Source organism: Bradyrhizobium sp. MV1.5 (assembly GCF_055807615.1).
Map to the genome: position 1 here is coordinate 26,874 of NZ_JBVVPL010000021.1, position 23,330 is coordinate 50,203.

The window sequence follows — 23,330 nt, forward strand, 5'->3', positions numbered from 1 at the left end:
CGCATTCCGGAAACGCAAGAGATTCAGGAGCTTGTTCGTAGTGCTCCGGACTTTCGCAGGACTATTTCGCACGCAAATTTTGCGATTCGCTCAATCCCTGTGCGGCGCACAAGGATTGAGCTTGATGCAACCGATTTGAACGTGCATGCGCGCCTGCTCACGCCGCTTCCGGATTGACCGCTGGTTTCGGCGGCGCCTTTGACACGGCTCCATGCTCGTAAGCTTCGAGAAAATCGAGCAACTCGCGGCGATATCGGTAGTAATTGGGGTGCTCGAGCAGAGCCTTTCGCGTGCGCGGCCGAGGGATGTCGACCTCCATGATGTGACCGATCCGGGCGTATGGTCCGTTGGTCATCATCACCACGCGGTCGGCAAGCAGGATCGCCTCGTCGACATCATGGGTCACGCACATCGCCGTCACTTGCGTGCGCTTCCAGACCTCCATCAGTACCTCCTGGAGGTCCCAGCGGGTGAGGCTGTCCAGCATGCCGAACGGCTCGTCCAGCAACAGCAATTTTGGCGACAGCGCGAAGGCACGCGCGATGCCGACTCGTTGGCGCATGCCGTTCGACATTGCCGCAGCCGACTTGTCGAAAGAATCCGCAAGCCCGACCCGCTCGAGGTAATAGTCGACGATCTCGTCGCGCTGCCGCCGCGTGGCGTGCGGATAGACACGGTCGACTCCGAGCGCAACGTTCTCGCGCGCCGTCAGCCAGGGAAACAATGAAGGCGCCTGGAACACGACCGCTCGGTCTGGACCGGCCGTCGTTACCTCGCGGCCGTCGAGAATGATGCCCCCGAGAGAGACCTCGTTGAGACCTGCGGTCATCGACAGCACCGTCGACTTGCCGCAGCCGGAATGACCGATCACCGAGATGAACTCGCCCTTGCGAACCTTGAGATCGAAGTTCTCCACGATGGTCAGCGGCCCCGTCGGCGTCGGATAGACCTTCGAGAGCCGGGAGAATTCGAGATAGCGGTCGGTGTTGATGGTCACCGTAGCAGCCGCCTTCTGATAGGCCGTCGGCGGCTTGTCCATCTGTGTGATGGATACGACGTTGGGCAGCGTACGAACCGTCGCATCGGCATCGGCCGAGCGCTCTTTCGCGACGTCAAGGAGATAGCCGGTGACGGCCTGCCGCAGCCGCTTGAAATGCGGATCCTCGTTGATCGAGGACCGGTCGCGCGGGCGCGGGATGTCGACTTTGAACTGCTGCCCGAGCGTCGCGTTCGGGCCCGGCAACAACGGAATGATGCGATCGGCGAGCAGGATCGCTTCGTCGACGTCATTGGTAACCAGCACCACGGTGCGCTTGTCGCGCGACCAGATGTCGACGATCTCGTCCTGGAGCTTGGCGCGGGTCAACGCGTCGAGTGCCGATAGCGGCTCGTCGAGCAGCAATATCTCAGGGCTGGTTGCAAGCGCACGGGCAACGGCGACGCGCTGACGCATGCCGCCGGACAGTTCGGCCGGCAGGCGGGTCGCCGCGTGCGTAAGCCCGACCATGTCTATGTAGCGGTCGACGCGGCCGGCGCGCTGAGCCTTGCTTTCGCGGGCAAACACCTGATCGACAGCGAGAGCGATGTTGCCGCGTACCGTCAACCACGGCATCAGCGAGTACGACTGAAAGACGATGCCGCGGTCCGGGCCGGGCCCCGCGACCGGTTTGCCCTTGAGCGTGATCTCGCCGGCATCCGGCTGCACCAGCCCAGCGATCGCCGAGATCAGTGTCGTCTTGCCGCTGCCCGAGAAGCCCACGATGGCGATGAACTCGCCCTCGGCGACCTCAAGATTGACATTCGACAGCACGTCGGTGCGCTTGGCGCCGGCACCGTAGCCCTTGCGGAGCCCCTTCAGCGACAGGAACGACATCAGGGCCTCAGCGCTGGCTGGAAAAGGTGAAAGCGGACTGGAGCGCGTACATCACGCGATCAAGCAGGAAGCCGATGATCCCGATCGTCAGCACAGCCAGGATGATCCGGGCCAGCGACTGCGACGAGCCGTTCTGAAACTCGTCCCAGACGAATTTCCCAAGGCCCGGATTCTGCGCGAGCATTTCCGCCGCGATCAGCACCATCCAGCCCACGCCGAGAGAGAGTCTCAATCCGGTGAAGATCAGCGGCAGCGAACTTGGCAGGACCAGCTTGGTGACGGTGCGCCATGTCGGCAGCTGCAGGACGCGGCCGACGTTGAGCAGGTCCTTGTCGATCGAAGCCACTCCAAGCGCGGTGTTTATCAATGTCGGCCACAATGAACACAGCGTTACCGTGATGGCGGAGATGACCAGCGACTTCGGTAGCAACTCCGACGGGTTCACATAAAGCGCCGAGACCACCATGGTCACGATCGGGAGCCACGCAAGCGGCGATACCGGCTTGAATATCTGGATCAGCGGGTTGAGAGCACTGTTCATGGTCCGCGAGAGGCCGCACAGGATACCGAGCGGCACGGCAACAAGCGTCGCCACGGCAAAGCCGAGCGCCACCGTCATGAGACTGGTTAGTATTTGGTCGAAGTAAGTTGGCTTGCCGGCATAGCCACGATGCCGGACATCCTCGGGATGACCGTCAGCCACCACTTTGGCGTTACGTTGATCCTGGCGTTCGTAGAAGGCCGCCCGCTTGGCGCGCTCCGCCAGATGGTCGGCGTACAGGTTTCCGGCCTGCGTCCAGACCTCGGCCGGCCCCGGGATGGCGCCGAGCGACGTCTTGACCCGCGGCGCGGCCCAGGCCCATGCCAGAAGGAAGACACCGATGCCAATCAGCGGCACCAGCAATCCCTGGCGTAGCTCCTTCAACTGCGGCTTGACGCTGTCGCCGGCCGCAATGCGGGCCAGCGGCACGAGCCATCCCAATCCGAGAATGTTGAGATAAATCGCTGCTGCATTGATGCGCGCAAACACCCGCTCCCGGCGGGCACGCTTGCGCTCCTCTGCGCTGAGGTCGATGTAGTCGGTAGCCGCTGCCATAGTCTTGTCCCTCGGCGTTCATCGCCCGACTTCGAGTGAGGAGACCGGGCCGTCCTGACGGCGGCCCGGCTCATGCGCGTCAGCCGTCGATGACCTTGGCACCGTCGATCTTCTGCTTGCCCTTTAGACCGATCTTCAGGCTATCGATGTAGGCGTTGGGCTTGCGACCGTCGTAAGTGACGCCATCGATGAATTCCGAGGTCGGCGCACGATAACCCTCGCTCTCCCAGGGGAAGTCGTCCTTGTTCGCTTTGCCGTCGGCGATCAGAAGCTTGGCCGCGGAAAGGTAGATATCCGGACGATACACGCTCTTGGCCGTCGCCTCGTACCAGGCGTCGTCCCTGGCCTCCGCGATCTGCCCCCAGCGGCGCATCTGCGTCAAATACCAGACCGCGTCGGAATAGTAGGGATAGGTCGCGAAATAGCGGAAGAACACATTGAAGTCCGGAATGGAGCGCTTGTCGCCTTTCTCGTATTCGAATGTGCCGGTCATCGAATTGGCGATGACCGCCTTGTCGGCGCCGACATATTCGGGCTTCGACAACAGCTCGACGGCCTTGGCGCGATTGGCGTTGGCATTCTCGTCCAGCCACATCGCGGCGCGGATCAGCGCCTTGGTCAGGGCCAGCACGGTGTTTGGATTCTTGTCGGCAAAGGCCGCGGTGATGCCGAACACCTTCTCCGGATTGTTCTTCCAGATCTCGTAATCGGTGATCACGGGCACGCCGATGCCCTTGAACACCGCGGCCTGGTTCCAGGGCTCGCCGACGCAGTAGCCGTTGATGGTGCCGGCTTCGAGCGTCGCTGGCATCTGTGGCGGCGGCGTCACCGACAGCAGCGCTTCGGCGCCGACCGTTCCGGTCACGTCGCCGGACGAATAATAGCCGGGGTTGATGCCGCCCGAAGCGAGCCAGTAGCGCAGCTCGTAATTATGGGTCGACACCGGGAAGACCATGCCCATTTTGAAAGACTTGCCGTCGGCCTTCAGCTTCTCGATCGCCGGACGCAACGTATCGGCCTTGATCGGATGCACGAGCTTGCCGCTCGCATCCTTCGGGATGTTCGGCTTCATCATCGCGAAGATCTCGTTCGAGACCGTGATGGCGTTTCCATTGAGGTCCATCGAGAACGGCGTGATGATGTGCGCCTTCGTGCCAAAGCCGATCGTGGCCGCCAATGGCTGGCCCGCCAGCATGTGCGCGCCGTCCAGCTCGCCACTGATGACGCGGTCCAGCAGAACTTTCCAGTTGGCCTGCGCCTCCAGCGTGACGAACAGACCTTCGTCCTCGAAGTACCCGTTCTCCTTGGCCACCGCGAGCGGCGCCATGTCGGTGAGCTTGATGAAGCCGAGCTTCAGTTCTTCCTTCTCGGGTTTGAGCGCGGCGGCGCGGACGCGGCCGGGAGCGACCGCAAACGCCGCGGCGACGGTGCCTGCGGCGAGGAACGTGCGGCGGTCGAGGAGCATGAGCGCGTTCGCGCTGGCTCCGCCAAGATGGTGGCCGTGACGACCGCTGCGCGAGGACTGATCAATTGGCTTCGTCATTGAATGTGATGATCCTTTGTGACCGGAGCGACCATCCGCACATGCCGACCGCACGACGCGCACGGCGGCGCGTCTCCGGGGAAGCCCCGGATGGCAGAAGTCACAATTCGGATGGAGATCTTCGAGGGACGGCATCGATGGCGTCGCGCATTCTCAAACAAGAAGCGTGCCAAAGCGAAGAAATCGACAATGCCAAGCAAAAACAGAGCGTTGCGCCGAAGCGACTCTCTGTTGGCAAATCTCCGCGCGCCGTCAAATTTGGCGAACAGCCCAGTTCTTGTGCGTCGCACAAAAATTGGGCAGGCCTGACTTCGTGCCTCTCGGAACCTTGGTCCATCGATAGTCCGCTCGACATATGGAAGGCGCAAAACACACTGTAACCGCGCCAGCACTCGGTCGCGATGCATGGCCCGTCATCTGGCACGTGGATTGCTTGCACAGTAACCACTCAGTCAACGACGACTGCGGTCCGCCGACATGTTGAGGCCTCCAAAGGCTGAAACTCGGGGAGAGCAATATTGCTTCGCTGGGCCCATCGGGCACAGTCGTCGTCACGCGATCCCAAGCGAGATTCCGAATTCCTTTGGTCCGCAGATTGCCGGTTCACCGGCTCGTGCGGAGGCAGCATCTCGACAACGGTACCGTCCGAAACCGCCACGCTATTCTCACACGAGCAAAAGGAACCATTGATGTCGTATCTCGCGCCTTCGGAATTCGTCACCAAGATGGTGGATGCGGGCGAATCCAAGATCTTCATGTCCACCCGCGATACCATCATCCGCGCCTACATGGCCGGCGCTATCCTCGCGCTGGCGGCATGGTTCGCCGTCACCATCAACGTGAACACCGGCCAGCCTCTCATCGGCGCGTTGCTGTTCCCGGTCGGATTCTCGATGCTCTATTTGTTGGGCTTCGACCTTTTGACCGGCGTGTTCGTGCTGGCGCCACTGGCGCTGATCGACAAGCGCCCCGGCGTAACCTTCGGCGGCGTGCTGCGGAACTGGAGCCTCGTCTTCGTCGGCAATTTCGCAGGCGCCCTTACGGTGGCCTTCATGATGGCCTTCGTCACGACTTTCGGCTTCACGCAGGATCCGGACAAGGTCGGCACGGCGATCGGCAATATCGGCGAAGGCCGCACGCTCGGCTATGCCGCGCACGGCGCGGCCGGCATGGCGACGCTGTTCATCCGCGGAATGCTCTGCAACTGGATGGTCTCGACCGGCGTCGTCGGCGCCATGATCTCCACCTCGGTCCCCGGCAAGGTCATCGCGATGTGGATGCCGATCCTGGTGTTCTTCTACATGGTGTTCGAGCATTCCGTCGTGAATATGTTCCTGTTCCCGTCCGGCCTGATGCTGCACGCGAAATTCTCGATCATGGACTATTTGATCTGGAACGAGATCCCGACCGTGCTCGGCAATCTCGTCGGCGGCCTCGCCTTCACCGGCATGACCCTCTACGCCACGCACGTCCTGACCCAGCCGAAGCGCCAGGCGGGCAAGGCCTCGTCGCCCCGCATTGCGGCCTGATACGTCTCGACAGGAGAGCCTCGCCCGATCAGGGTGAGGCTCCCCTTTGCCGGTGATGACGATGACCCGCGGACTTCAGATCTCGGTCGGCCAGCATTCCGACAAGGGTCGCAAGCCCATCAACCAGGATTTTCACGGCGTCCTCGTTCCGGACGAGCCGATGCTCAGCCTGAAGGGCATTGCGGCCGTCCTCGCCGACGGCATCTCCAGCAGCACGGTGAGCCAGATCGCCAGCGAGTCGGCGGTCAAGAGCTTCCTGATGGACTATTACTGCACGTCGGAATCCTGGACGGTGAAGACCTCCGCCCGCCGCGTGCTCGACGCGACCAATTCCTGGCTCCACGCGCAGACGCGCAAGAGCCAATATGCCTATGACCGCGACAAGGGTTATGTCTGCACGCTGAGCGCCATGGTCATCAAGGCGACCACCGCGCACATCTTCCACATCGGCGACTGTCGCGTCTACCGCGTGGCGGGCAAGGCGCTCGAGCAGCTGACCGACGATCACCGGATCATCGTGTCCTCGGAGCAGACTTATCTTGGCCGTGCGCTCGGCATCAATCCACAGCTCGAGATCGACTACCAGAATTTCGAGATCGAGACTGGCGACACGTTCCTGCTGGCGACCGACGGCGCCTATGAATTCGTCGACGCGCGTTTCGTCACCAGCGCGCTCAGCGAGCATGCAGCCGAGCTCGACGGGGCGGCGAAGGCGATCGTCGAGGAAGCCTACCGGCGCGGCAGCGACGACAACATCACGGTCCAGATCCTCCGCATCGACGCGGTGCCGCAGCGCGAGCCGGCCGGCATCTTCAACCAGACCTCGCAGCTGCCGCTTCCCCCGCTGCCGGAGCCGCGGGCCATCTTCGACGGCTACAGGATCGTCCGCGAAATCCACGCCAGCAGCCGCAGCCATATCTACCTTGCCGTCGACGCTATGACCGAGGAGCCGGTCGCGCTCAAGCTGCCGTCGATCGATTTGCGCGACAATGCCGCCTACCTGAAGCGCTTCCTGATGGAGGAGTGGATCGCGCGCCGGATCGACAGCCCGCATGTGCTCAAACCGCTCTCACAGTCGCGCCGGCGCGGTTACCTCTACGTCGCGACCGAATTCGTCGAAGGTCAGACCTTGCGGCAATGGATGACGGACAACCCGCGCCCCGATCTCGAAACCGTCCGCAGACTGGTCGAGCAAATCGCCGCGGGCCTGCGCGCCTTCCACCGCATGGAAATGCTGCACCAGGATCTCAGGCCCGACAACATCCTGATCGACAAGACCGGCACCGCGAAGATCATCGACTTCGGATCGGTGAAGGTGGCTGGCGTCGCGGAGGCCGCGCCACAGGACGAGGCCGACGAAATTCTGGGAACGGTCCAGTACACGGCGCCGGAATATTTTCTTGGGCAGGGCGGCTCGCCGCGCTCCGACATGTTTTCACTCGCCGTGATCTGCTACCAGATGCTGACGGGAAAGCTTCCCTACGGCACTCAAATCGCCAGGATCCGGCGCAAGGCGGACGTGCGGAGGCTCAAATACCGCCCGGCCGATGACGACAGCAACGTGCCTGCCTGGGTCGACGGCGCGCTCAGACGTGCGCTCCATCCGGATCCCTACAAGCGGCACGAGGATCTGTCCGAATTCGTCTTCGAGCTTCGCACGCCCAATCCGGCCTATCTCGACACACGGATCACGCCGCTATTGGAGCGCAGCCCGTTGATGTTCTGGAAATTGACCACGGCAGCGCTCGCCTGCGTCGTCGTGGTCCTGCTTGCGATGTTGCACGCGCGCTGATCAGGGGTGTCGCCACGCAAGGGTCACCACGTGATGAGCGGAGAACGATGCAGCCAGGTATCGTTGCGCACCTGATCGAGCACGAATTTCGCAACGTCTTCGCGCGCGATGTTGCCGCCATGGAAGCCTGAAAGATCCGTCAGGGCCCGGACCGAGCCTCGGCCGGACTTGTTATTGAGGATCGAGGGGCGAACCAGGACCCAGTCCAGCCCGCTGTCTCTGACGATCGCTTCCTGTCGGTTCTTGTCGGCGTACACCTTCTTGAGGAGAAGCGGAAAGATCACATTGTCGGCGACAAAGCCGCCGTGCCCTGCACTGTCGCCGGCGCCCATCCCCGTGATGCAAACCAGCCGCGAGACCTGCTCGGCCTTCATCGCGCTCACGAGCGTGCGCGTCGCGGTCGAGAGAAGCGTCACCTCGCGGAACGGGCTTACCGGTGTACCCAGCGCACTGACCACGGCGTCACGGCCTATGAGGGCTTCGCGCAGGGCTGTTTCGTCGCGGGCGTCTCCGGCGATGAGCTTCGCCCCCGTGATGTCACTTGCCTTCCCTGCGGAACGCACCAGCACAGTGACGTCGTAGCCCCGCGTCACCGCCTGGTTGACGATCAGGCGACCGGTCGCACCGGTCGCTCCAAGCACCAATATCTTCGTTGCGCCTTCCGGATTCACCGGAACAGTGGCGATTGAAGAGGTCATGATAGGAGTCCTCGTTGTCGTGATTGGGACGTGCCCTGCCGTCAGGCAGAGGCCGCGATCTCGGAGACGAAGTCGCGATAGGAGCGCAGCGGACGGCCCAACAGCGCGGTCAGCCGCTCGACGTCGCCGGCCTCGGGGACCATTCCCTCGGTGAGGAAACGCTCGCTCATCAGCCGCATGTCGTAGGCCATCCAGCTCGGCATGAATTGCCGGAGGTTCTTCTCGAAGCCGGCGGTATCGTCACCGGGATAGGCGATCGCGCGGCCCAGCACCTCCGACCAGACGGCGGCGGCTTTCGCGCCGGTCAGCGTATCGGGACCGACGAGATTGATGCGGTCGAGCGCAAGCGGCGCTGCGGCGCGCTCACGACGGATGAGCTCGAGGGCCGCGATCTCGCCGATGTCGCGCGCGTCGATCATGGCGAGGCCCCTGCTCCCGATCGGCATCGGATAGATGCCGTATCCGGTCACCACGTCCTTGATCGTGGCATCGTTGTTCATGAAGTACGCCGGGCGCAGGATGGTGGCGTTGAAGCCCATCTGCTCGATCATCCGCTCGACGCCGAACTTGCCGGCAAAGTGCGGGACGTTGACGTAGCGATCGCTGTGGATCACCGAGAGGTAGACCACCCGCTCGACGCCGGCGTCGCGGGCCACGTTGAGCGCGATCAGTGCCTGCGTGAATTCATCCGGCACCACTGCGTTGAGCAGGAACAGGGTCGAGACGCCCTTGAATGCGCTACGGATCGAGTCGACGTCGAGCAGGTCGCCCCGCACGACGGTAACGCCTGCCGGGAGGTTTGCCTTGGCAGGATCGCGGGCGAGAGCACGGACATCGGCACCGCGCTTGACGAGCTGTTCGACGACGTGGCGGCCGATCGTGCCGGTTGCGCCGGTAACGAGGATGGTCATGGGGATCACTCCGGGTTGGGTCAGAAGACACAAGGGAAATTAGTGATCCACAAACGAACCGATAGCCGCTATATCTGGACTGACTGTCTCACTGGTGGAACGATGGACCTGCTCGCACTCACTGACTTCAATCTCGTCGCCCGGCACGGCGGGTTCGGACGGGCCGCACGGGCCGCCGGACGCCCGAAAGCCACCCTGTCCCGGCGGGTCGCCGAGCTGGAGGCTGCCCTCGACCTCCGCCTGTTCGAACGGGGAGCGCGCACCTTGAAACTCACGCAGGAAGGGCGCGCCCTTTACGAGCGGACGGGGGCCTTGCTCACCGAGCTTGACGAGACGGCGACAGCGATCGCTTCGGGCGGGGACAGGCCGCGCGGGCGCTTGCGGATCAGCGCGCCTTTGCTGTTCTCGCAGACTGCAATGGGAAACCTCGCGGCGGGGTTCGCGCTCAGATACCCGGAGGTCCGTCTTGACGTCACGACGGAAGATCGCTCCGTCGACATGGTGGAGGAAGGCTATGATCTGGTGATCCGGGTCAATCCCGCTCCGGATGACAGCCTTGTCGGACGAATCTTTCTGCGCGATCGGCTGGTGGTCGTGGCGAGCCCGAACCTGGAACGACCGAGGGACGGCATCGCTGTGCCGGCTGTCATGCGCGGAGCGGGCGACCAGCTGACAAGCTGGGAAGTGATGATGCCAGGCGGAAGATCGCGGATCGCGATTGATCCGGTCCTGCGCCTGTCATCGCTCGTCATGGTCCGCGATGCGGTCCGGGCGGGCGTCGGCGCCGCCCGCCTTCCGGTGTCACTGGTCAGTCACGACCTGGCTGCCGGCACGCTGGTGCATTGGGGCGACATCGAGGGACCAGAGATCGCGTTGTGGACGCTCTATCCATCCCGCCGGCTCCTGAGCGCGCGCGTATCCGCCTTCCTCGACTTTATCAAAGAAGCCTTTCCGATGGGGACGCCTGATGAGCTGGCGGCCTTTATCGGGTAATGAGAGACGGCGGGCGCTGCTCGCGCCTGACGGTCAGGCGGGCTCCTCAGCCTTGGTTCCCAGCGGCTTCGGCGCCATGCCGCCGCCGGGCTTGAGGTGGAATTCATAGGTCATCAGGTGCCACTGCCCGCTCGCCTTGGTGCCGTCGGGCATCTCAAGGTCGTTGCGCGGCTCGACCTTGGCGACGAGGTCGTCCTTCACGCCGAACACGACGTCGGAATCGAGATATTTGTCGCCGTCCATGAAGACGTGGGTGATCAGCGGCTCATAGCCCTTGGCATTGACCAGGAAGTGCACGTGCGCCGGGCGCATCGGGTGGCGGTTGGTCTGCACGATCATCTCGCCGACCGGGCCGTCGGTCGGGATCGGGTAGCTGCATGGCAAGATGGTGCGGAAGAAGAAGCGGCCGTCGCTATCAGTGATGAAGCGCGCCCGCGCCGAGGCGCCGACCACGTCATAGTTCGGCTTCTGCGAGTCGTAGAAGCCGTCATCGTCGGCATGCCAGACGTCGACGGGGACATTCGCGAGCGGTTCGCCCTTGAGATCGGTGACACGGCTCTGCACGAACATCCGTTCGCCCGTTTGATTGTTCGGAGAGATGTCGGTGCCGTGCGCCGTCACCTTGTGCTCGCCGACATAGAACGGCCCGAGCACGGTGGTCTGGGTAGCGCCCTCGCGCTCGCGGTGGTTGACCGCGTCGACCAGCATGGAGACGCCGAGCACGTCGGACAGCAGGATGAATTCCTGCCGGGTGTCCGTGCATTTCTGGCCGGTGCGGGTCAGGAAATCGATGGCGTATTCCCATTCCTCGAAGGTGAGGCCGGTCTTGCTCACGTAATCGTGCAGCGACTTCACCAATTCCTGGAGCAGGAATTTCGCGCGCGGGTCGGGTGTCTGGTCAAAGCTCCGGACGACGGCTTCGGTGAGTTCGGTCTCGTTGAACTGGGTCATGGTGCGTTTGCCTGCGTTTTCTCGTTGGCCCGTTGGGGATCTTTTGGGCTGCTTGGAGGCGTTCCAAGGTGAAGCCTACACCAAACAGCCGGCCGGCGTTAAGCGCGACCGGCTTGGAATGAGACCGCCATATCGGCTATCAACGTCGGACAAAACTGCCCGGAGGAACTGATGCTCGCCCCCACCCCCGCCTCGCCCGAATCGGTTGGCATGTCCAAGGCCGCACTCGACCGCGTCGATGCGCATCTGAAGAGCCGGTACATCGATCCCGGTCGCTTCCCGGGCACGCATCTCCTGGTCTATCGCCGTGGCAAGATCGCCCACAGCTCGGTGCAGGGTTTTGCCGACGTCGAGCGCAAGCTGCCCGTCAAGGACGACACCATCTACCGCATCTATTCCATGACCAAGCCGCTCACCAGCGTCGCCTTCATGATGCTGGTCGAGCAGGGCCTCGTCGCGATCGATGAACCCGTCGCCAAGTACATTCCGGAATGGAGGGATCTCGGCGTGTTCGTCGCCGGCACCGCGCCTTCCTTCCTGACCCGTCCGCCGACGCGGCCGATGCTGATCGTCGACCTGCTGCGCCACACGTCCGGCCTCACCTATGGCTTCCAGCAGCGCTCGAACGTCGATGCCGCCTACCGCGCTGAAAAGATCGGCGAGGTCGAGAAATCAGGCACGCTCCAGACCATGATCGAGAGCCTCGCAAAAATTCCGCTGGAATTCTCGCCGGGCGAGGCCTGGAACTACTCCGTTTCGACCGACGTGCTCGGCTACCTCGTCGGCAAGATCTCCGGCATACCCTTCGAGCAGTTCCTGAAACAACGCATCCTCGATCCACTCGGCATGACCGACACTGATTTCCACGTGCCGGCTTCCAAGGCCCACCGGTTCGCCGCCTGTTACTCGGCCGACCCTGGTGGCGGCATGACCTTCCATGCCGGCCAGCGGCGCGAGGGACTGACCCTGCAGGACGATCCGGCGACGAGTTCGTTCCTGTCGCCGCCATCCTTGATCTCGGGCGGCGGCGGGCTGTGCTCGACGACGGCCGACTATCTCACCTTCTGCCGTGCGCTGCTCAATGGCGGCGAACTCGGCGGCGTCAGGTTGATCGGGCCGAAGACGCTGGCGTTGATGACGACCAACCACATTCCGGGCGGCCGCTTCCTCCCCGAGGTGTCGCGCTCGCTGTTCTCCGAAGCGACCTATAACGGCATTGGCTTCGGACTCGGCTTCGCCGTGACCATGCGCCCGGCCGAGACACTGGTCGCCGGCAGCCCCGGTGAATACAATTGGGGCGGCGCGGCCACGACGTCGTTCTGGATCGACCCGGCCGAAGAGCTGATCACCATTTTCATGACGCAGGTGCTGCCGTCGAGCGCCTACCCGCTCCGGCGCGAGCTGCGCAGCATGGTCTACGCCGCGATCACCGAGAGCAATCTGTAGGAAAATTGGACCGATCCCGCGGCATCAGAGCCGCGGGATCAACCCCTGCTCATTTCAACATCTCCGGCACGATCAGACGCGGCAGGAACAGCGACACGCTCGGCCAGACGATGACGGCCGCCAGCACGAGCAGCATCGGAATCAGCATGATCACCGTGTCCTTCAGGGCATAGCGCAGCCGCACCCCCGCGATCGAGCAGGCGATCATCAAGCACAGGCCATAAGGGGGCGTCACCAACCCGAAGGCCAGCGATATGATGGAGATGATCGCGAACTGGACCGGATGGAGGTCGACTGATTTCGCCAGGGGTTCGAGAACGGTGCCGACGATGATGATCGCCGGAATGGCGTCGAGGAAGCAGCCCACCACCAGAAAGCATAGCGCGATGAAGAAGCCGGCCCCGATCGCGCCCATGCCCCAGGTCGAGACGTTGGCCAGCAGTTCCTGCGGAATCCTGTAGTAAGCCAGCAGCCAGCCGAACGCGCTCGCGGTGCCCACGCAGAACAGCGCGACGCCGGCCAGGCGCCCGGTGTCGAGCAAAGCCTTGTAGAGTTCGCGCGCGCCGGTTTCACGGTAGAAGAACGTCGACAGCGCCACGGAATAAAGCACCGCGACGCAGGCGGATTCGGTCGCGGTGAACCACCCCAGCAGGATGCCGCCGACGATGATGAACGGCGTCAGCAGCGCCGGTATCGAGCGCCAGATGGCGCAGCACATCTCCCTCCAGGTGTCCTTCGGATAGGTCGGGTAACCTCGTCGCACGGCATAGATATGCACTGTCGCCATCTGCGCGCCGGCGATCAGCAATCCCGGCACGATGCCCGCGAGATACATCGCAGCGATCGAGGTGGAGATCAGTCCACCCCACACGATCATCAGGATCGAGGGCGGGATGACGACGGCAAGGACGGCCGAGACCGCGGTGATGGCGATGGAGAACGAGAGGTCGTAACCCTCCTTGGTCTGGGCATCGATGAAGATCTTGGACTGGCTCGCCGCGTCCGCGGTGGAGGAGCCGGAGATGCCGGCAAAGAACACCGACAGCACCACGTTGATCTGCGCCAGCGACCCCGGCCAGTGTCCGACCATCGAGCGGGACAGCGCCACCAGCCGGTCGGTGATGCCGCCGATGCTCATCAGATTGGCGGTGAGCAGGAAGAACGGCACCGCCAGCAGGATGAACGAATTGTAGGCGTTGAAGGTTTCCTGCGCGAGCGTCATCAGCGACAGATGCGGCTCGATCAGCAGGATCGGCACGCAGGCAAGGCCAAGCGCGAAGGCGACCGGGACGCGTATGATGAGCAGGCCAACGAAAGTCCCGAACAGGACCATTGCGGCCTGTCCGGCAGAAAGAACATTGCCGCTCATTGATTTGCCCCAACCAGAATCCGCAACTCGTCGACAATCTGCTCACCGGCGAACACGATCCAGGTCACGCCGGCAACCGGCCAGGCGACGTGGATCAGCCAAAGCGGCAGATCGGCCAGCTCCGAAGTTCTGTTCCAGGCAAAGCGGGTGAACTCGATGCCGGCGGATACGAACACCAGTGCCAGCGCCAGCACGCCGAGCCGCGCGAGAATCCGCACCATGGCTTCGCTTCGGCGTGACAGGTCAGGCCAGACGTCGACTTCAAAATGCTGCGACTCTCTGATGCCGACCATGGCGCCGATCATGATCGTCCAGATGAACATGAACCGCGCCATCTCCTCGGTCCAGATGTAGGACGGAATCAAAGGCGTGTAGCGCGAGATGATCTGCAACGTGACCGGAATGACCAGAAGGCCGACCGAGGCGGCGAGCAGGATTTCCAGCAGTTTTGCATAGGCCGCCGTTGCTCGGCGCCATGGCGACGGGTTCGGTGGCATCGATATTTCGGTCATTACGACTCCGGAGGATCACAATCATGCAATGGGGCAAGCCGTCTGGCTTGCCCCGACGTCCTGTCGCGTGGGCGGCGACAGTTCTCAGACGACGTTGATCTTCTCGAAAATGCCTTCCGCGCCGATTTCCTTGGCGTAGGTGGCCATCACGGGATCGGCGAGCTTCTTCATGGCGTCGCGCTCTTCGAAGGGAACGCGCTTGAGCTTGCCGGCCTTCTCCAGCGTGTCGAGCTTGACGACCTCCTCGCTCGACTCCAGTTGACGACCATAGTCGCCGGCTTCCTTGCCGGCTTTCATGATCGCGTCCTGCAACTCCTTGGGCAAGGTCTTCAGCGTCTTCACCGAGAAGCAGATCGGCCGTATCGACACGGCGTGCTGGGTCAGGTTGAGATGCGGAGCCACTTCGTAGAACTTCATCGCCTCGACGCCGGCCGCCTCGTTCTCCCCGGCCGCTATCACGCCGTTCTGGATCGCGTTGTAGATTTCGTTATAGGCGATCACCGTCGGGCTCATGCCCACGGCCGCAAAGGTCTTCGACCAGATCGGCGCGCCCTGTACGCGCACTTTGAGGCCCTTGAGGTCGGCGACAGTCTTGAGCGGCTTGTTGGCGAAAATGTTGCGGATGCCACCGCCGGAATAGCCGATCAGAACGACCTCGGCCTTGGCCGCAACTTCGTCGGCGATCGGCGCCAGGATATTGGCTTCGACGACCTTGTTCATGTGTTCGATGCCCTTGAACACGAAGGGCGCGTCGATGAACGGGGCCGCCTTGGCGAAGGTCGACATGTGAGCCGGCGAGACGATGCCGTAGTCGACGGCTTTGCCCTGCGACATGTACTCGAAATACTGCTTTTCGAGGCCAAGCGAGGAATTCCTGTGCAGTGTGAAGTTGACGGGCTTGCCGTAATACTTCTTCACCAGCTCTTCGAACCGGAGCAGTGCCCGGTTGAAGGCGTGGTCGTCGTTGAACTGGACCGCGCCGTTCAGCGTGATCGGCGACTGCGCCCGGATGATCGACGGCATGCCGATCGCAGCCGCTGCAGTGGTCGCGCCGAGCCCAGCGAGAAATGACCTTCGCTTCATCGTCTCCCCTCCCTTTTGATGCTCCGGCCCTGTCGCCGGGCCGTGAGCGCAGCCGGTATGCGGCTTGCGAGAGGGAAGCGTATGGAAAACGTCGGCGGGACGGAAGTCATTTCGCGTGCGCGGGAGGTCCTCTTCGTCGCAGGGCCACCCTTTTTCGCGAACTGCTGCACTGCAACTTGCGCTCCTGCCGATGCGTGGCAGGCCGAGGGGCGCCCTCCTCCTCTCGGAGCAGACGGCTTGCGGACCTGTGCGCTGCACGCACAGACCCGCTCGCTTCCCACTGCGCTTAATGCAAATGGCCGATCAGATAGATGCCGCCGCCGATCACCAACACGGCCGGAACGGCCCAGAGAATCAGAACTGGCATTTGTCATCCTCCTCAGTTGGACGTGCAGACCTTGACGGTCTTCATGCCGCTTTCAGCCTCGGTGCGCGACTTGTAGATCGTGCCCGATGGGCTGACGACGGTCATGGACGTGTCCGTCGGCTTCTTGTCGACGATCGTGCACTTCTTGGTTTTGACGTCCTGCACGACGTAGAACTCGTCGGCCGCGAACGCCGGCAGGGATATTGCGGCAAGCATCAGTGCTGCAGTTACTATCTTCAACTTCATTTGTCGTCCTCCTCCAGAGCCCGAGCCGTTCAACCCGGTGAGCTATAAACGGGAAAAAGCGGCAATTAGTTCCCAGCGTCGGGAACGCTGTCGGCGATGAGGGGTTGTTGCGGCGCATCTTCAAACGAGGAGAACGAGATGAAGAAGTTGTTCCTGCTTTCCGCCGCGGCGGTCCTGATGTCGACCGGTGCTTTCGCGCAATCGACCGTCGTGACGACGACCGGGACGGGCCACGCGGCGGCCGTTCAGATCGAGCCGCAGTACCGAACCAAGATCAAATCCTACGTCACCGAGCACCGCGTCCGTCCGGTGACGACGAAGGAAAAGATCGTTGTCGGTGCGGCCGTGCCGAGCGACGTCGAACTCGAGGCCGTTCCCGCAGACTGGGGTCCGTCGCTGACCAAGTATCGCTACGTCTACTCCGGCGATCACGTGATGCTCGTCGATCCCGGCTCGCGCACCGTCGTTCAGGAAATTGATTGATCCAGGTGTAAGGGGGCCGCCTTGAAGGCGGCCGCCCTCTCCGGGAGTTGAAGTGATGAAATCGTATCGAGAGGCCCGGATCGCCGGGCTCAGCCTGGCTGCCGTCTACGCCATGTGCCTGCTCCTGACCGCAATCAGCATGAGCTGAGGCGCAGCCGCGGACTGCGCTGCAAAACCTTGTCCCTGGGCGGCTCGTCCGGACGCGAAAAATTATGGCGCAGCGCAAATCCCGCCCTTATGGTCTCCCAAAACCATAAATCCGGCGCTCCTATGCGCTGGAACCGGGACGCCCGCGTTTGTCAAAGCTCACTTTGCCGGTCCGGCTCGCTCTTCTGGTCACGGGAACGATGTTGCCGCTGATCGTCTTCGCGGTCGGTATTGCGGTCTACAATTACAAGCAGGACCGCAACGATGCGACCCGCCGCGTGCTGGAGAACGTGCGCAGCATGCGCCTCGTGCTGGATTCCGAGGTGCAGCGGATGACCGGCGGCTTGCAGGTGCTTGCGCTGACGAATTCGCTGCGCAACGACGACTTCCAGAGCTTCCGCCGCATCGCGCTCGGCTTCGTCGACCAGTACGGCAAGGGTGGCCTCGTGCTGATCTCCGATCGCAAGGGCCGGCTGTTGTTTTCCTCTGCGACCGAGGACACCGCGAGCCTGCCGCCCCGCGGTCATCTCGAGATCATCGAGAAGGTGTTTGCGACCAGGTCGCCGCAATATTCCGACCTGTTCACCGGCGCGATCAACGGCCGGCCAGTGCTTACGGTCGAGGTTCCGGTGCTCCGCGACGGCGAAGTGATCTACGACCTCTGCTTCAGTCCGCCGATCAGCATCTTTCAGGACCTGGTCGAGAAGCAGCGGCCCGACCGGGACTGGACGGTTTCCCTGCTCGACACCAAGGCCATCGTGTTCGCGCGCACGCCGAACCCTACGGAGATCTTCGGCAAACGGGCTACCGGCACGCTGTATGAGAGTATGTTGCGCACGCCGGAAGCCGCACTCTCGACGGTTTCGCTCGACGGTGTTGCGTTGTCCACCGTCTATACGAGGTCGCGGCTGACCGGCTGGACCATCGTGGCCGGCGTCGCCGAGAGTTCGCTGATCGCTCCGCTCTGGCGCAACATCGCGATCACCAGCCTGATCGGGGGCATCCTGCTGCTGACCGGCCTGACCTTCGCGGTCAGGATGGCGACCACGATCGCGCGCGGCGAGATGCTGCACGATCTCCTGATCGACGAGCTCAACCATCGCGTCAAGAACACGCTCGCCTTGATGCAGGCGATCGCGGTGCAGACCTTCCGCAGTGCCAGTCGGGACGAGCGGGTGAAGTTCGAGGGCCGGCTCGGCGCGCTGGCCGAGGCGCATAATTTGCTCAGCCAGGAGAAATGGGCAGGCTCCGAGCTGCGGGACGTGATCGCCCGCGCGCTACAGCCGTTCCTGCTGAACAATCCAGAGCGCATCCGCATGGCCGGCCCCGCGGTGCCGCTGTCGCCGCGGCTCGCCGTGGTGCTGTCGATGATCGTGCACGAGATCGCCACCAACGCCGCGAAATACGGTGCGCTGTCCAACGAGACCGGCCGGGTGACGCTGGAGTGGGAAGTCCTTGCCGAGGCGCCGAAGCCGCGGCTGCGCCTGATCTGGACCGAGACCGGCGGACCGCCGGTGACGGCGCCGGTGCAGCGCGGCTTCGGCTCGCGCCTGATCGAGCGCAGCGCGCGCGACCAGCTCGGCGGCGAGGCAACGGTCGACTTCCTGCCCCGCGGCGTGGTCTGCACGGTGATTTGCGCGCTGGACGAGGCGCGATGAACGGAGGCTGGCAATGAAGATCACAAGGGTTCGCACGCACATTCTCGAAGCGAAGCTGTCGCAGCCCTTCGCCTATTCGCGCGCCTGGTACGACACGCGCACCGCGATGCTGGTCGAGATCGAGACTGACGACGGTCTTGTCGGCTGGGGCGAATGCTACGGTCCGGCACGCATGACGGCGGCGGTGGTTCGCAACATCGAACCATGGCTGATCGGCGAGGATCCGTTGCGCACCGACGTGCTGTGGCAGATGGTCTACGCGCGCCTGCGGGATCACGGCCAGAAGGGCGTCGTGATCCAGGGGATGAGCGGCATCGACATCGCGCTATGGGACATCAAGGGCAGGCATTTTGGCGTGCCCGTGCATCAGCTTCTCGGCGGCGCCGCGCGCAAGCAGGTTGCGGCCTATGCGACCGGTCTCTACCGGCGCAAGTCAGGCGATCCGCTGACCTATCTGCCGGAGGAAGCGGCGGGCTATGCCGCCGAAGGATTCCGCGCCGTGAAGCTGAAGGTCGGTTTCGGCATCGCGGAGGATGCCGCGATCACCCGCGCGGTGCGCGAGGCGATCGGCCCCGATGTTGCGCTGATGGTCGATGCGAACCACGCCTACGATTCGGTCGCGGCGATCCGGCTCGGCCGCATGATCGAACGCCATGACATCGGATGGTTCGAGGAGCCGGTGCCGCCGGAGGATGTTGCAGGCTATCGCGCGGTGCGGTCGGCGCTCTCGATCCCCATCGCCGGCGGCGAATGCGAATTCACCCGCTTCGGCTTCCGCGACCTCTTCGCTTCTCGCGCGATCGACATCGCCCAGCCCGACACCTGCGCGGCAGGTGGTTTGAGTGAATGCAAGAAGATCGCCGACATGAGCGAGGCGTTCGGCATCCGCTACAATCCGCACGTCTGGGGCACCGGCATCGCGATCGCCGCCTCGCTCCAGCTGCTCGCCGTGCTGCCCTCGCACACGCCGACCTCGCTGTCACCGCTCGAACCGATGCTCGAGTTCGACCGCACCGAGCATCCGATCCGGCAGGCGATTTTGAAGGAGCCGATCGAGCACGCGAGGGGCGTCGTGCGGGTGCCCGAGGGGCCGGGCCTCGGGATCGAGATCGACCGCGCCGCGCTGGTGCGCTTTGCGGCGGACGCCTAACCGAACGTCTGCAGCGCCGGAAACGTCTCCAGCAGCCAGATGCTCACATTCGAGACCGCGCCGGTGAGGAAGCCAATGCCGGTGATCACCATCAACACGCCCATGGCGCGCTCGACATTGACGAGGTGGCCCTTCATGCGCGCGAACAGGGTGGAAAACTGCTCGATCATGAGGGCGGCGATCAGGAAGGGGATGCCGAGGCCGGCCGAATAGACCGCGAGCAGGCCGGCGCCCTTCGTCACCGTCGCTTCGGCTGCGGCGACCGAGAGGATCGCGGCAAGGATCGGGCCGATGCAGGGCGTCCAGCCAAAGGCAAAGGCGAGCCCCATCACATAAGCACCCCAGAGGCCGACGGGCTTGGGCGCGGTCAAGCGTCCCTCGCGCATCAAGAGGCCGATGCGCGTCAGGCCGAGGAAGTGCAGGCCCATGACGATGATGACGATGCCGGCGAGGATCGAGAGTTCGGCCGACCAGGCGCGGATCAGCCCGCCGATCAGCGAGGCGCTGGCGCCGAGCGCCACGAACACCGTGGAGAAGCCGAGCACGAACAGGAGCGCCGACATCATGATCGCACGCTTGGAGACTGATGCGGGCTCGTTGCTTTCGACATGCTCGATCGTCGCGCCCGTCAGATAGATCAGGTAGGGCGGAACCAGCGGCAGGACGCAAGGGGAGAGGAAGCTGACAAGGCCGGCAATCAGCGCCGCCGGGATCGAAACATTTTGCATGATGCAGTCGGAGCCATCTCAGGCGCCGGTGCGGCGCGCGGGGAATGCGCGCGGCCCGGAGCCGAACCGGCTCTGGTGTAGCCGATGCCAGCGAATGCGCAACAGAGGCGCACAAAACCAGGGCTCCTCCCGATGCCGTCTGTAATCACAGATGCGGCATCGGGACACGCACAAATCTCGCCAAAAAGCGAAACTCGGCGGCGCGGCTACTTCACCACGCGGAGCAGCGGACGCCGGGGCTGGTCCTGCGTCTGCTTGGAGGGGGGCTGCGGTTCGCTCGTGGCCGTCCGCAGCATTTCGTCGCACAGCGCCTTGAGATCGGCACCGTCAATTCCTTTGAGCTTCATCCGCACGTCCAGGATGACGATGGACAGCAGCTCGGCCGACTCACGGCTGTTGCTCTCGTTGAGCACCCTGCGGCACTCTTCGAGCGTTTCCAGCACCGACTGCAACTGTTCGTCTGTATGCGACACGGCGTTCTTTCCGCTAATTCGGCCTGTGAGACGTGGTTGTGACGACCTCTTTGGCCCCCATGGAGCGTCGAGGATAACACGAGGCCGCTGCGCCCCCGAATATGATTTCAGTGTGTTTCTGCCTTGAAACCGCGGTTCCGGCGCGTATTGCGTCGCGCCGCCGGCCGTCGAAACGCTCAGTCGTAACGCCCTCGATCGTAAAGCCCTCGATCGTAAAACCCTCAATCGTAAAACGCCTGGCGTGCTGCAATTGATCCATCGCGGAAGGCACCGGCTCTCGCGCAAGGACGTTCATTGCGGACAGCGCCGACGATCCCGCAGCCCTGTCGCGGCTCACAACGGAACTCACGCCACACCCCTCATACGGGCGATGGTTTGCCCGATTCCAACTCTTGTTCCCGGCCCTGGCAGCACCAGAATACCACCTGCGGCGTAGTAAGGATGACGTTCAAAACTCGTCGTTCCCCAACCCGCCGTGGTTGTGGTTTGCCCCAGATTCTGCCAGTTTAGCGACCCGAAGGGACTTGTATGCACTCCTTGGCGGAAAGGGGCGTTCCACTGGAGGAACGCCCAAAGACAAACATCAGCGGCCTGTCGGACTGGGATGCGGCGCGCATTTTCCTGGAAGTCGTCCGATGCGGAAGTTTCCGCTCGGCGGCCGAGCGCCTGTCGCTGTCGATCAACGCCGTCCGCCGCCGGATCGATGATTTCGAACGCCAGACCGGCACCACCCTGTTCACCCGCGACGTCCACGGCACCCGTCTGACCGACGAAGGCGCGCTGGTGGTCTCCGCCGTCGAGCAAATGGAGGCGGCCGCGTTCGACGTGCTGCGCACCAGCGATTCGACGGCGAACGCCCTGTCCGGCGAGGTCCGCGTCGCCGTCACCGAGGGACTGGGCACATTCTGGCTCGCCCCCCGGCTGGTCGAATTCCAGCAGACCTATCCGAAGATCCTGGTCGACCTGCACTGCGCGATGCGTTCGGCCGACGTCTCCCGCCACGAGGCCGACGTCGCCATTCACCTGTCGCGGCCTTCCGCGCTCGACGTCAAGCTGGTGCGGCTCGGCCGCATGCATCTGATGTTCTGGGCCTCCGAGAAATACATTTCGAAACATGGCGCGCCGCGCTCGGCGATGGAGTTGATCAAGCACCGCCTGGTGCTGCAGTTCGCCGACCAACTCGCCGCCAAGCAAACTTTCGAGAGCTTCTTCCCCGGCGTTCCGGAACGTGACCTTCTGGTCATGAAGACCAACGTCTCGAGCGCCAACTACTGGGCGGTCGCGAATGGCGCCGGAATCGGCGTATTCCCGAGCTACGCCATTGCGCTTGGCGGGAAGTTGATTCCACTGGAGGTCGAGCTGAACAGACCGCTGGATATCTGGTTGTCCTACCATCCCAGTAGCGGCCGGATTCCGCGCGTGCGGCACATGATTGACTGGCTGATCGAAGCCTTCAATCCGGCGCGCTTCCCGTGGTTTAAGGAAGAGTTCGTGCACCCGCATGAATTCAAGGACGAGTATATGGGCGAACCCCTGACCCAGCTCTTCGGGGGGTTTTCAACCGAAGACCGATGAGAAAAAAGATGAAGACAGCGGCGAAGAGAATGAAGCAGCGCAGTGCCGGCAAGCCGGACATTGAGCTGGGCAAGCGAATCCGTCTGCGGCGCGTCGAGATGAAGGTCTCGCAGGCCGAGCTCGGCGAGAAGCTCGGTGTCAGTTTCCAGCAGGTCCAGAAGTACGAGAAGGGCGTCAATCGCGTCGGCGCGGCCCGGCTTCAGCAGATCGCCACCGCCCTCGATGTGCCCGTGACCTTCTTCTATGACGGCGACAACAAGGCGCGCGAAGTCGAGAGCCTGCTCTTCCTGGACTCGGCCTTCAGCCTCCGCCTGCTGCGCGCCTACAGCAAGATCAAGGACCAGACGGTGCAGCGTCAGCTCGTTTCGCTGATGGAATCGATCGCGGCGAACGAAGCCTGAGCCGATCCGCGTTCGCGCCTTTCTGCCCGATGTTCAATCCGCCGCGTCACGGGGACGCGGCTGGATTGGACGAGACCCGGACGAGATCTATCCGGCCCGCGCGCTCGCGCAGACTTCTCGGGGCGGCATGACCGCCCCTTTTTGTTGACCATTTTTCCCGCTGTCGCCCGCAGTTTTCGCGAACCCATTCCGCCCCCGTTGCGACCCAATCCAGAGACCGCGTGCCTCGCGCACGGGACTCGCGATGCGCCGTGCTTAAGGGAGCCGCAACCGGGAGGCGCTAGCCTCCCGCCGATTTCTCGAATC

Annotated in this window: 21 protein-coding genes; 9 read left to right on the forward strand and 12 right to left on the reverse strand. The window is 63.3% G+C overall.

The features are described from left to right. Nucleotides 1-157 precede the first annotated feature (157 nt). From AC0L2J_RS20250 to AC0L2J_RS20260, 3 genes are all read right to left on the reverse strand, one after another. On the reverse strand, nucleotides 158-1,873 hold the full coding sequence (locus tag AC0L2J_RS20250; protein ID WP_473393508.1) for an ABC transporter ATP-binding protein: 1,716 nt from the start codon (nucleotides 1,871-1,873) through the stop codon (nucleotides 158-160). A gap of 7 nt (nucleotides 1,874-1,880) precedes the next feature. Beyond that, the gene (locus AC0L2J_RS20255) at nucleotides 1,881-2,969 is read right to left on the reverse strand and encodes an ABC transporter permease (RefSeq protein ID WP_473247622.1); all 1,089 of its coding nucleotides are present in this window, start codon (nucleotides 2,967-2,969) and stop codon (nucleotides 1,881-1,883) included. A 79-nt stretch (nucleotides 2,970-3,048) separates the two neighbouring features. Then, nucleotides 3,049-4,512, reverse strand: coding sequence for a CmpA/NrtA family ABC transporter substrate-binding protein (locus tag AC0L2J_RS20260; RefSeq protein WP_007607756.1), 1,464 nt, complete (start codon nucleotides 4,510-4,512; stop codon nucleotides 3,049-3,051). A 689-nt stretch (nucleotides 4,513-5,201) separates the two neighbouring features. Here AC0L2J_RS20260 and AC0L2J_RS20265 point away from each other — a divergent pair. Then, nucleotides 5,202-6,041: a formate/nitrite transporter family protein gene (locus tag AC0L2J_RS20265; protein ID WP_473263510.1), complete on the forward strand. Its 840-nt coding sequence runs from the start codon at nucleotides 5,202-5,204 to the stop codon at nucleotides 6,039-6,041. A gap of 55 nt (nucleotides 6,042-6,096) precedes the next feature. Next, complete coding sequence (locus AC0L2J_RS20270; protein ID WP_473393513.1) at nucleotides 6,097-7,833, forward strand: bifunctional protein-serine/threonine kinase/phosphatase; 1,737 nt, start codon at nucleotides 6,097-6,099, stop codon at nucleotides 7,831-7,833. Nucleotides 7,834-7,856: 23 nt separating this feature from the next. Here the strand turns inward: AC0L2J_RS20270 and AC0L2J_RS20275 are convergent, their stop codons facing one another. Together AC0L2J_RS20275 and AC0L2J_RS20280 are read right to left on the reverse strand one after the other, a co-directional pair. After that, nucleotides 7,857-8,531, reverse strand: a complete 675-nt coding sequence (locus AC0L2J_RS20275) for an NAD(P)-dependent oxidoreductase (protein WP_473393517.1) — start codon at nucleotides 8,529-8,531, stop codon at nucleotides 7,857-7,859. A 41-nt stretch (nucleotides 8,532-8,572) separates the two neighbouring features. Further along, entirely contained in the window at nucleotides 8,573-9,442 is an 870-nt protein-coding gene (locus AC0L2J_RS20280; RefSeq protein ID WP_473393521.1) for an SDR family oxidoreductase, read from the reverse strand. 102 nt (nucleotides 9,443-9,544) lie between these two features. On the opposite strand from AC0L2J_RS20280, the gene AC0L2J_RS20285 reads away from it, so the two are divergent. Then, on the forward strand, nucleotides 9,545-10,435 hold the full coding sequence (locus tag AC0L2J_RS20285) for a LysR family transcriptional regulator (protein ID WP_473393525.1): 891 nt from the start codon (nucleotides 9,545-9,547) through the stop codon (nucleotides 10,433-10,435). 33 nt (nucleotides 10,436-10,468) lie between these two features. Here the strand turns inward: AC0L2J_RS20285 and AC0L2J_RS20290 are convergent, their stop codons facing one another. Next, the gene (locus tag AC0L2J_RS20290) at nucleotides 10,469-11,386 is read right to left on the reverse strand and encodes an intradiol ring-cleavage dioxygenase (protein WP_063993238.1); all 918 of its coding nucleotides are present in this window, start codon (nucleotides 11,384-11,386) and stop codon (nucleotides 10,469-10,471) included. A gap of 171 nt (nucleotides 11,387-11,557) precedes the next feature. Between AC0L2J_RS20290 and AC0L2J_RS20295 the strand changes: the two genes are divergently transcribed. Further along, nucleotides 11,558-12,832 (forward strand): serine hydrolase domain-containing protein, encoded by a 1,275-nt coding sequence (locus tag AC0L2J_RS20295; RefSeq protein ID WP_473393531.1) that lies wholly within the window; start codon nucleotides 11,558-11,560, stop codon nucleotides 12,830-12,832. A gap of 49 nt (nucleotides 12,833-12,881) precedes the next feature. Here AC0L2J_RS20295 and AC0L2J_RS20300 read toward each other — a convergent pair whose 3' ends face one another. From AC0L2J_RS20300 to AC0L2J_RS20315, 4 genes are all read right to left on the reverse strand, one after another. Beyond that, nucleotides 12,882-14,201 (reverse strand): TRAP transporter large permease, encoded by a 1,320-nt coding sequence (locus AC0L2J_RS20300; RefSeq protein WP_473263504.1) that lies wholly within the window; start codon nucleotides 14,199-14,201, stop codon nucleotides 12,882-12,884. Further along, on the reverse strand, nucleotides 14,198-14,713 hold the full coding sequence (locus tag AC0L2J_RS20305; protein WP_473247628.1) for a TRAP transporter small permease: 516 nt from the start codon (nucleotides 14,711-14,713) through the stop codon (nucleotides 14,198-14,200). The genes AC0L2J_RS20300 and AC0L2J_RS20305 overlap by 4 nt, the downstream gene beginning before the upstream one ends. Nucleotides 14,714-14,797: 84 nt before the next feature. Next, nucleotides 14,798-15,796, reverse strand: coding sequence for a TRAP transporter substrate-binding protein (locus AC0L2J_RS20310; RefSeq protein ID WP_473247629.1), 999 nt, complete (start codon nucleotides 15,794-15,796; stop codon nucleotides 14,798-14,800). 379 nt (nucleotides 15,797-16,175) lie between these two features. Then, nucleotides 16,176-16,409 (reverse strand): hypothetical protein, encoded by a 234-nt coding sequence (locus AC0L2J_RS20315; RefSeq protein WP_007607722.1) that lies wholly within the window; start codon nucleotides 16,407-16,409, stop codon nucleotides 16,176-16,178. A gap of 138 nt (nucleotides 16,410-16,547) precedes the next feature. Here AC0L2J_RS20315 and AC0L2J_RS20320 point away from each other — a divergent pair, with 138 nt between their 5' ends. From AC0L2J_RS20320 to AC0L2J_RS20330, 3 genes are all read left to right on the forward strand, one after another. Further along, nucleotides 16,548-16,892: a DUF1236 domain-containing protein gene (locus AC0L2J_RS20320; protein WP_063993242.1), complete on the forward strand. Its 345-nt coding sequence runs from the start codon at nucleotides 16,548-16,550 to the stop codon at nucleotides 16,890-16,892. A gap of 347 nt (nucleotides 16,893-17,239) precedes the next feature. Continuing rightward, entirely contained in the window at nucleotides 17,240-18,697 is a 1,458-nt protein-coding gene (locus tag AC0L2J_RS20325; RefSeq protein ID WP_063993243.1) for a sensor histidine kinase, read from the forward strand. Between the two features lie 13 nt (nucleotides 18,698-18,710). Further along, nucleotides 18,711-19,847, forward strand: a complete 1,137-nt coding sequence (locus tag AC0L2J_RS20330; RefSeq protein ID WP_473393535.1) for a mandelate racemase/muconate lactonizing enzyme family protein — start codon at nucleotides 18,711-18,713, stop codon at nucleotides 19,845-19,847. Here AC0L2J_RS20330 and AC0L2J_RS20335 read toward each other — a convergent pair. Continuing rightward, complete coding sequence (locus AC0L2J_RS20335) at nucleotides 19,844-20,575, reverse strand: cytochrome c biogenesis CcdA family protein (protein ID WP_084777321.1); 732 nt, start codon at nucleotides 20,573-20,575, stop codon at nucleotides 19,844-19,846. The genes AC0L2J_RS20330 and AC0L2J_RS20335 overlap by 4 nt on opposite strands. 206 nt (nucleotides 20,576-20,781) lie before the next feature. Then, nucleotides 20,782-21,048 carry a hypothetical protein gene (locus tag AC0L2J_RS20340; RefSeq protein WP_473247632.1) on the reverse strand — a complete coding sequence of 89 codons (267 nt, stop codon included), beginning with the start codon at nucleotides 21,046-21,048 and terminating at the stop codon, nucleotides 20,782-20,784. A 528-nt stretch (nucleotides 21,049-21,576) separates the two neighbouring features. On the opposite strand from AC0L2J_RS20340, the gene AC0L2J_RS20345 reads away from it, so the two are divergent. Both AC0L2J_RS20345 and AC0L2J_RS20350 read left to right on the forward strand, forming a co-directional pair. Further along, a complete protein-coding gene (locus AC0L2J_RS20345; protein ID WP_063993246.1) occupies nucleotides 21,577-22,623 on the forward strand; it encodes a LysR family transcriptional regulator in 1,047 nt (348 codons plus the stop codon). Between the two features lie 29 nt (nucleotides 22,624-22,652). Beyond that, nucleotides 22,653-23,024, forward strand: a complete 372-nt coding sequence (locus tag AC0L2J_RS20350) for a helix-turn-helix domain-containing protein (protein WP_026233304.1) — start codon at nucleotides 22,653-22,655, stop codon at nucleotides 23,022-23,024. The last annotated feature ends 306 nt before the right edge of the window (nucleotides 23,025-23,330 follow it).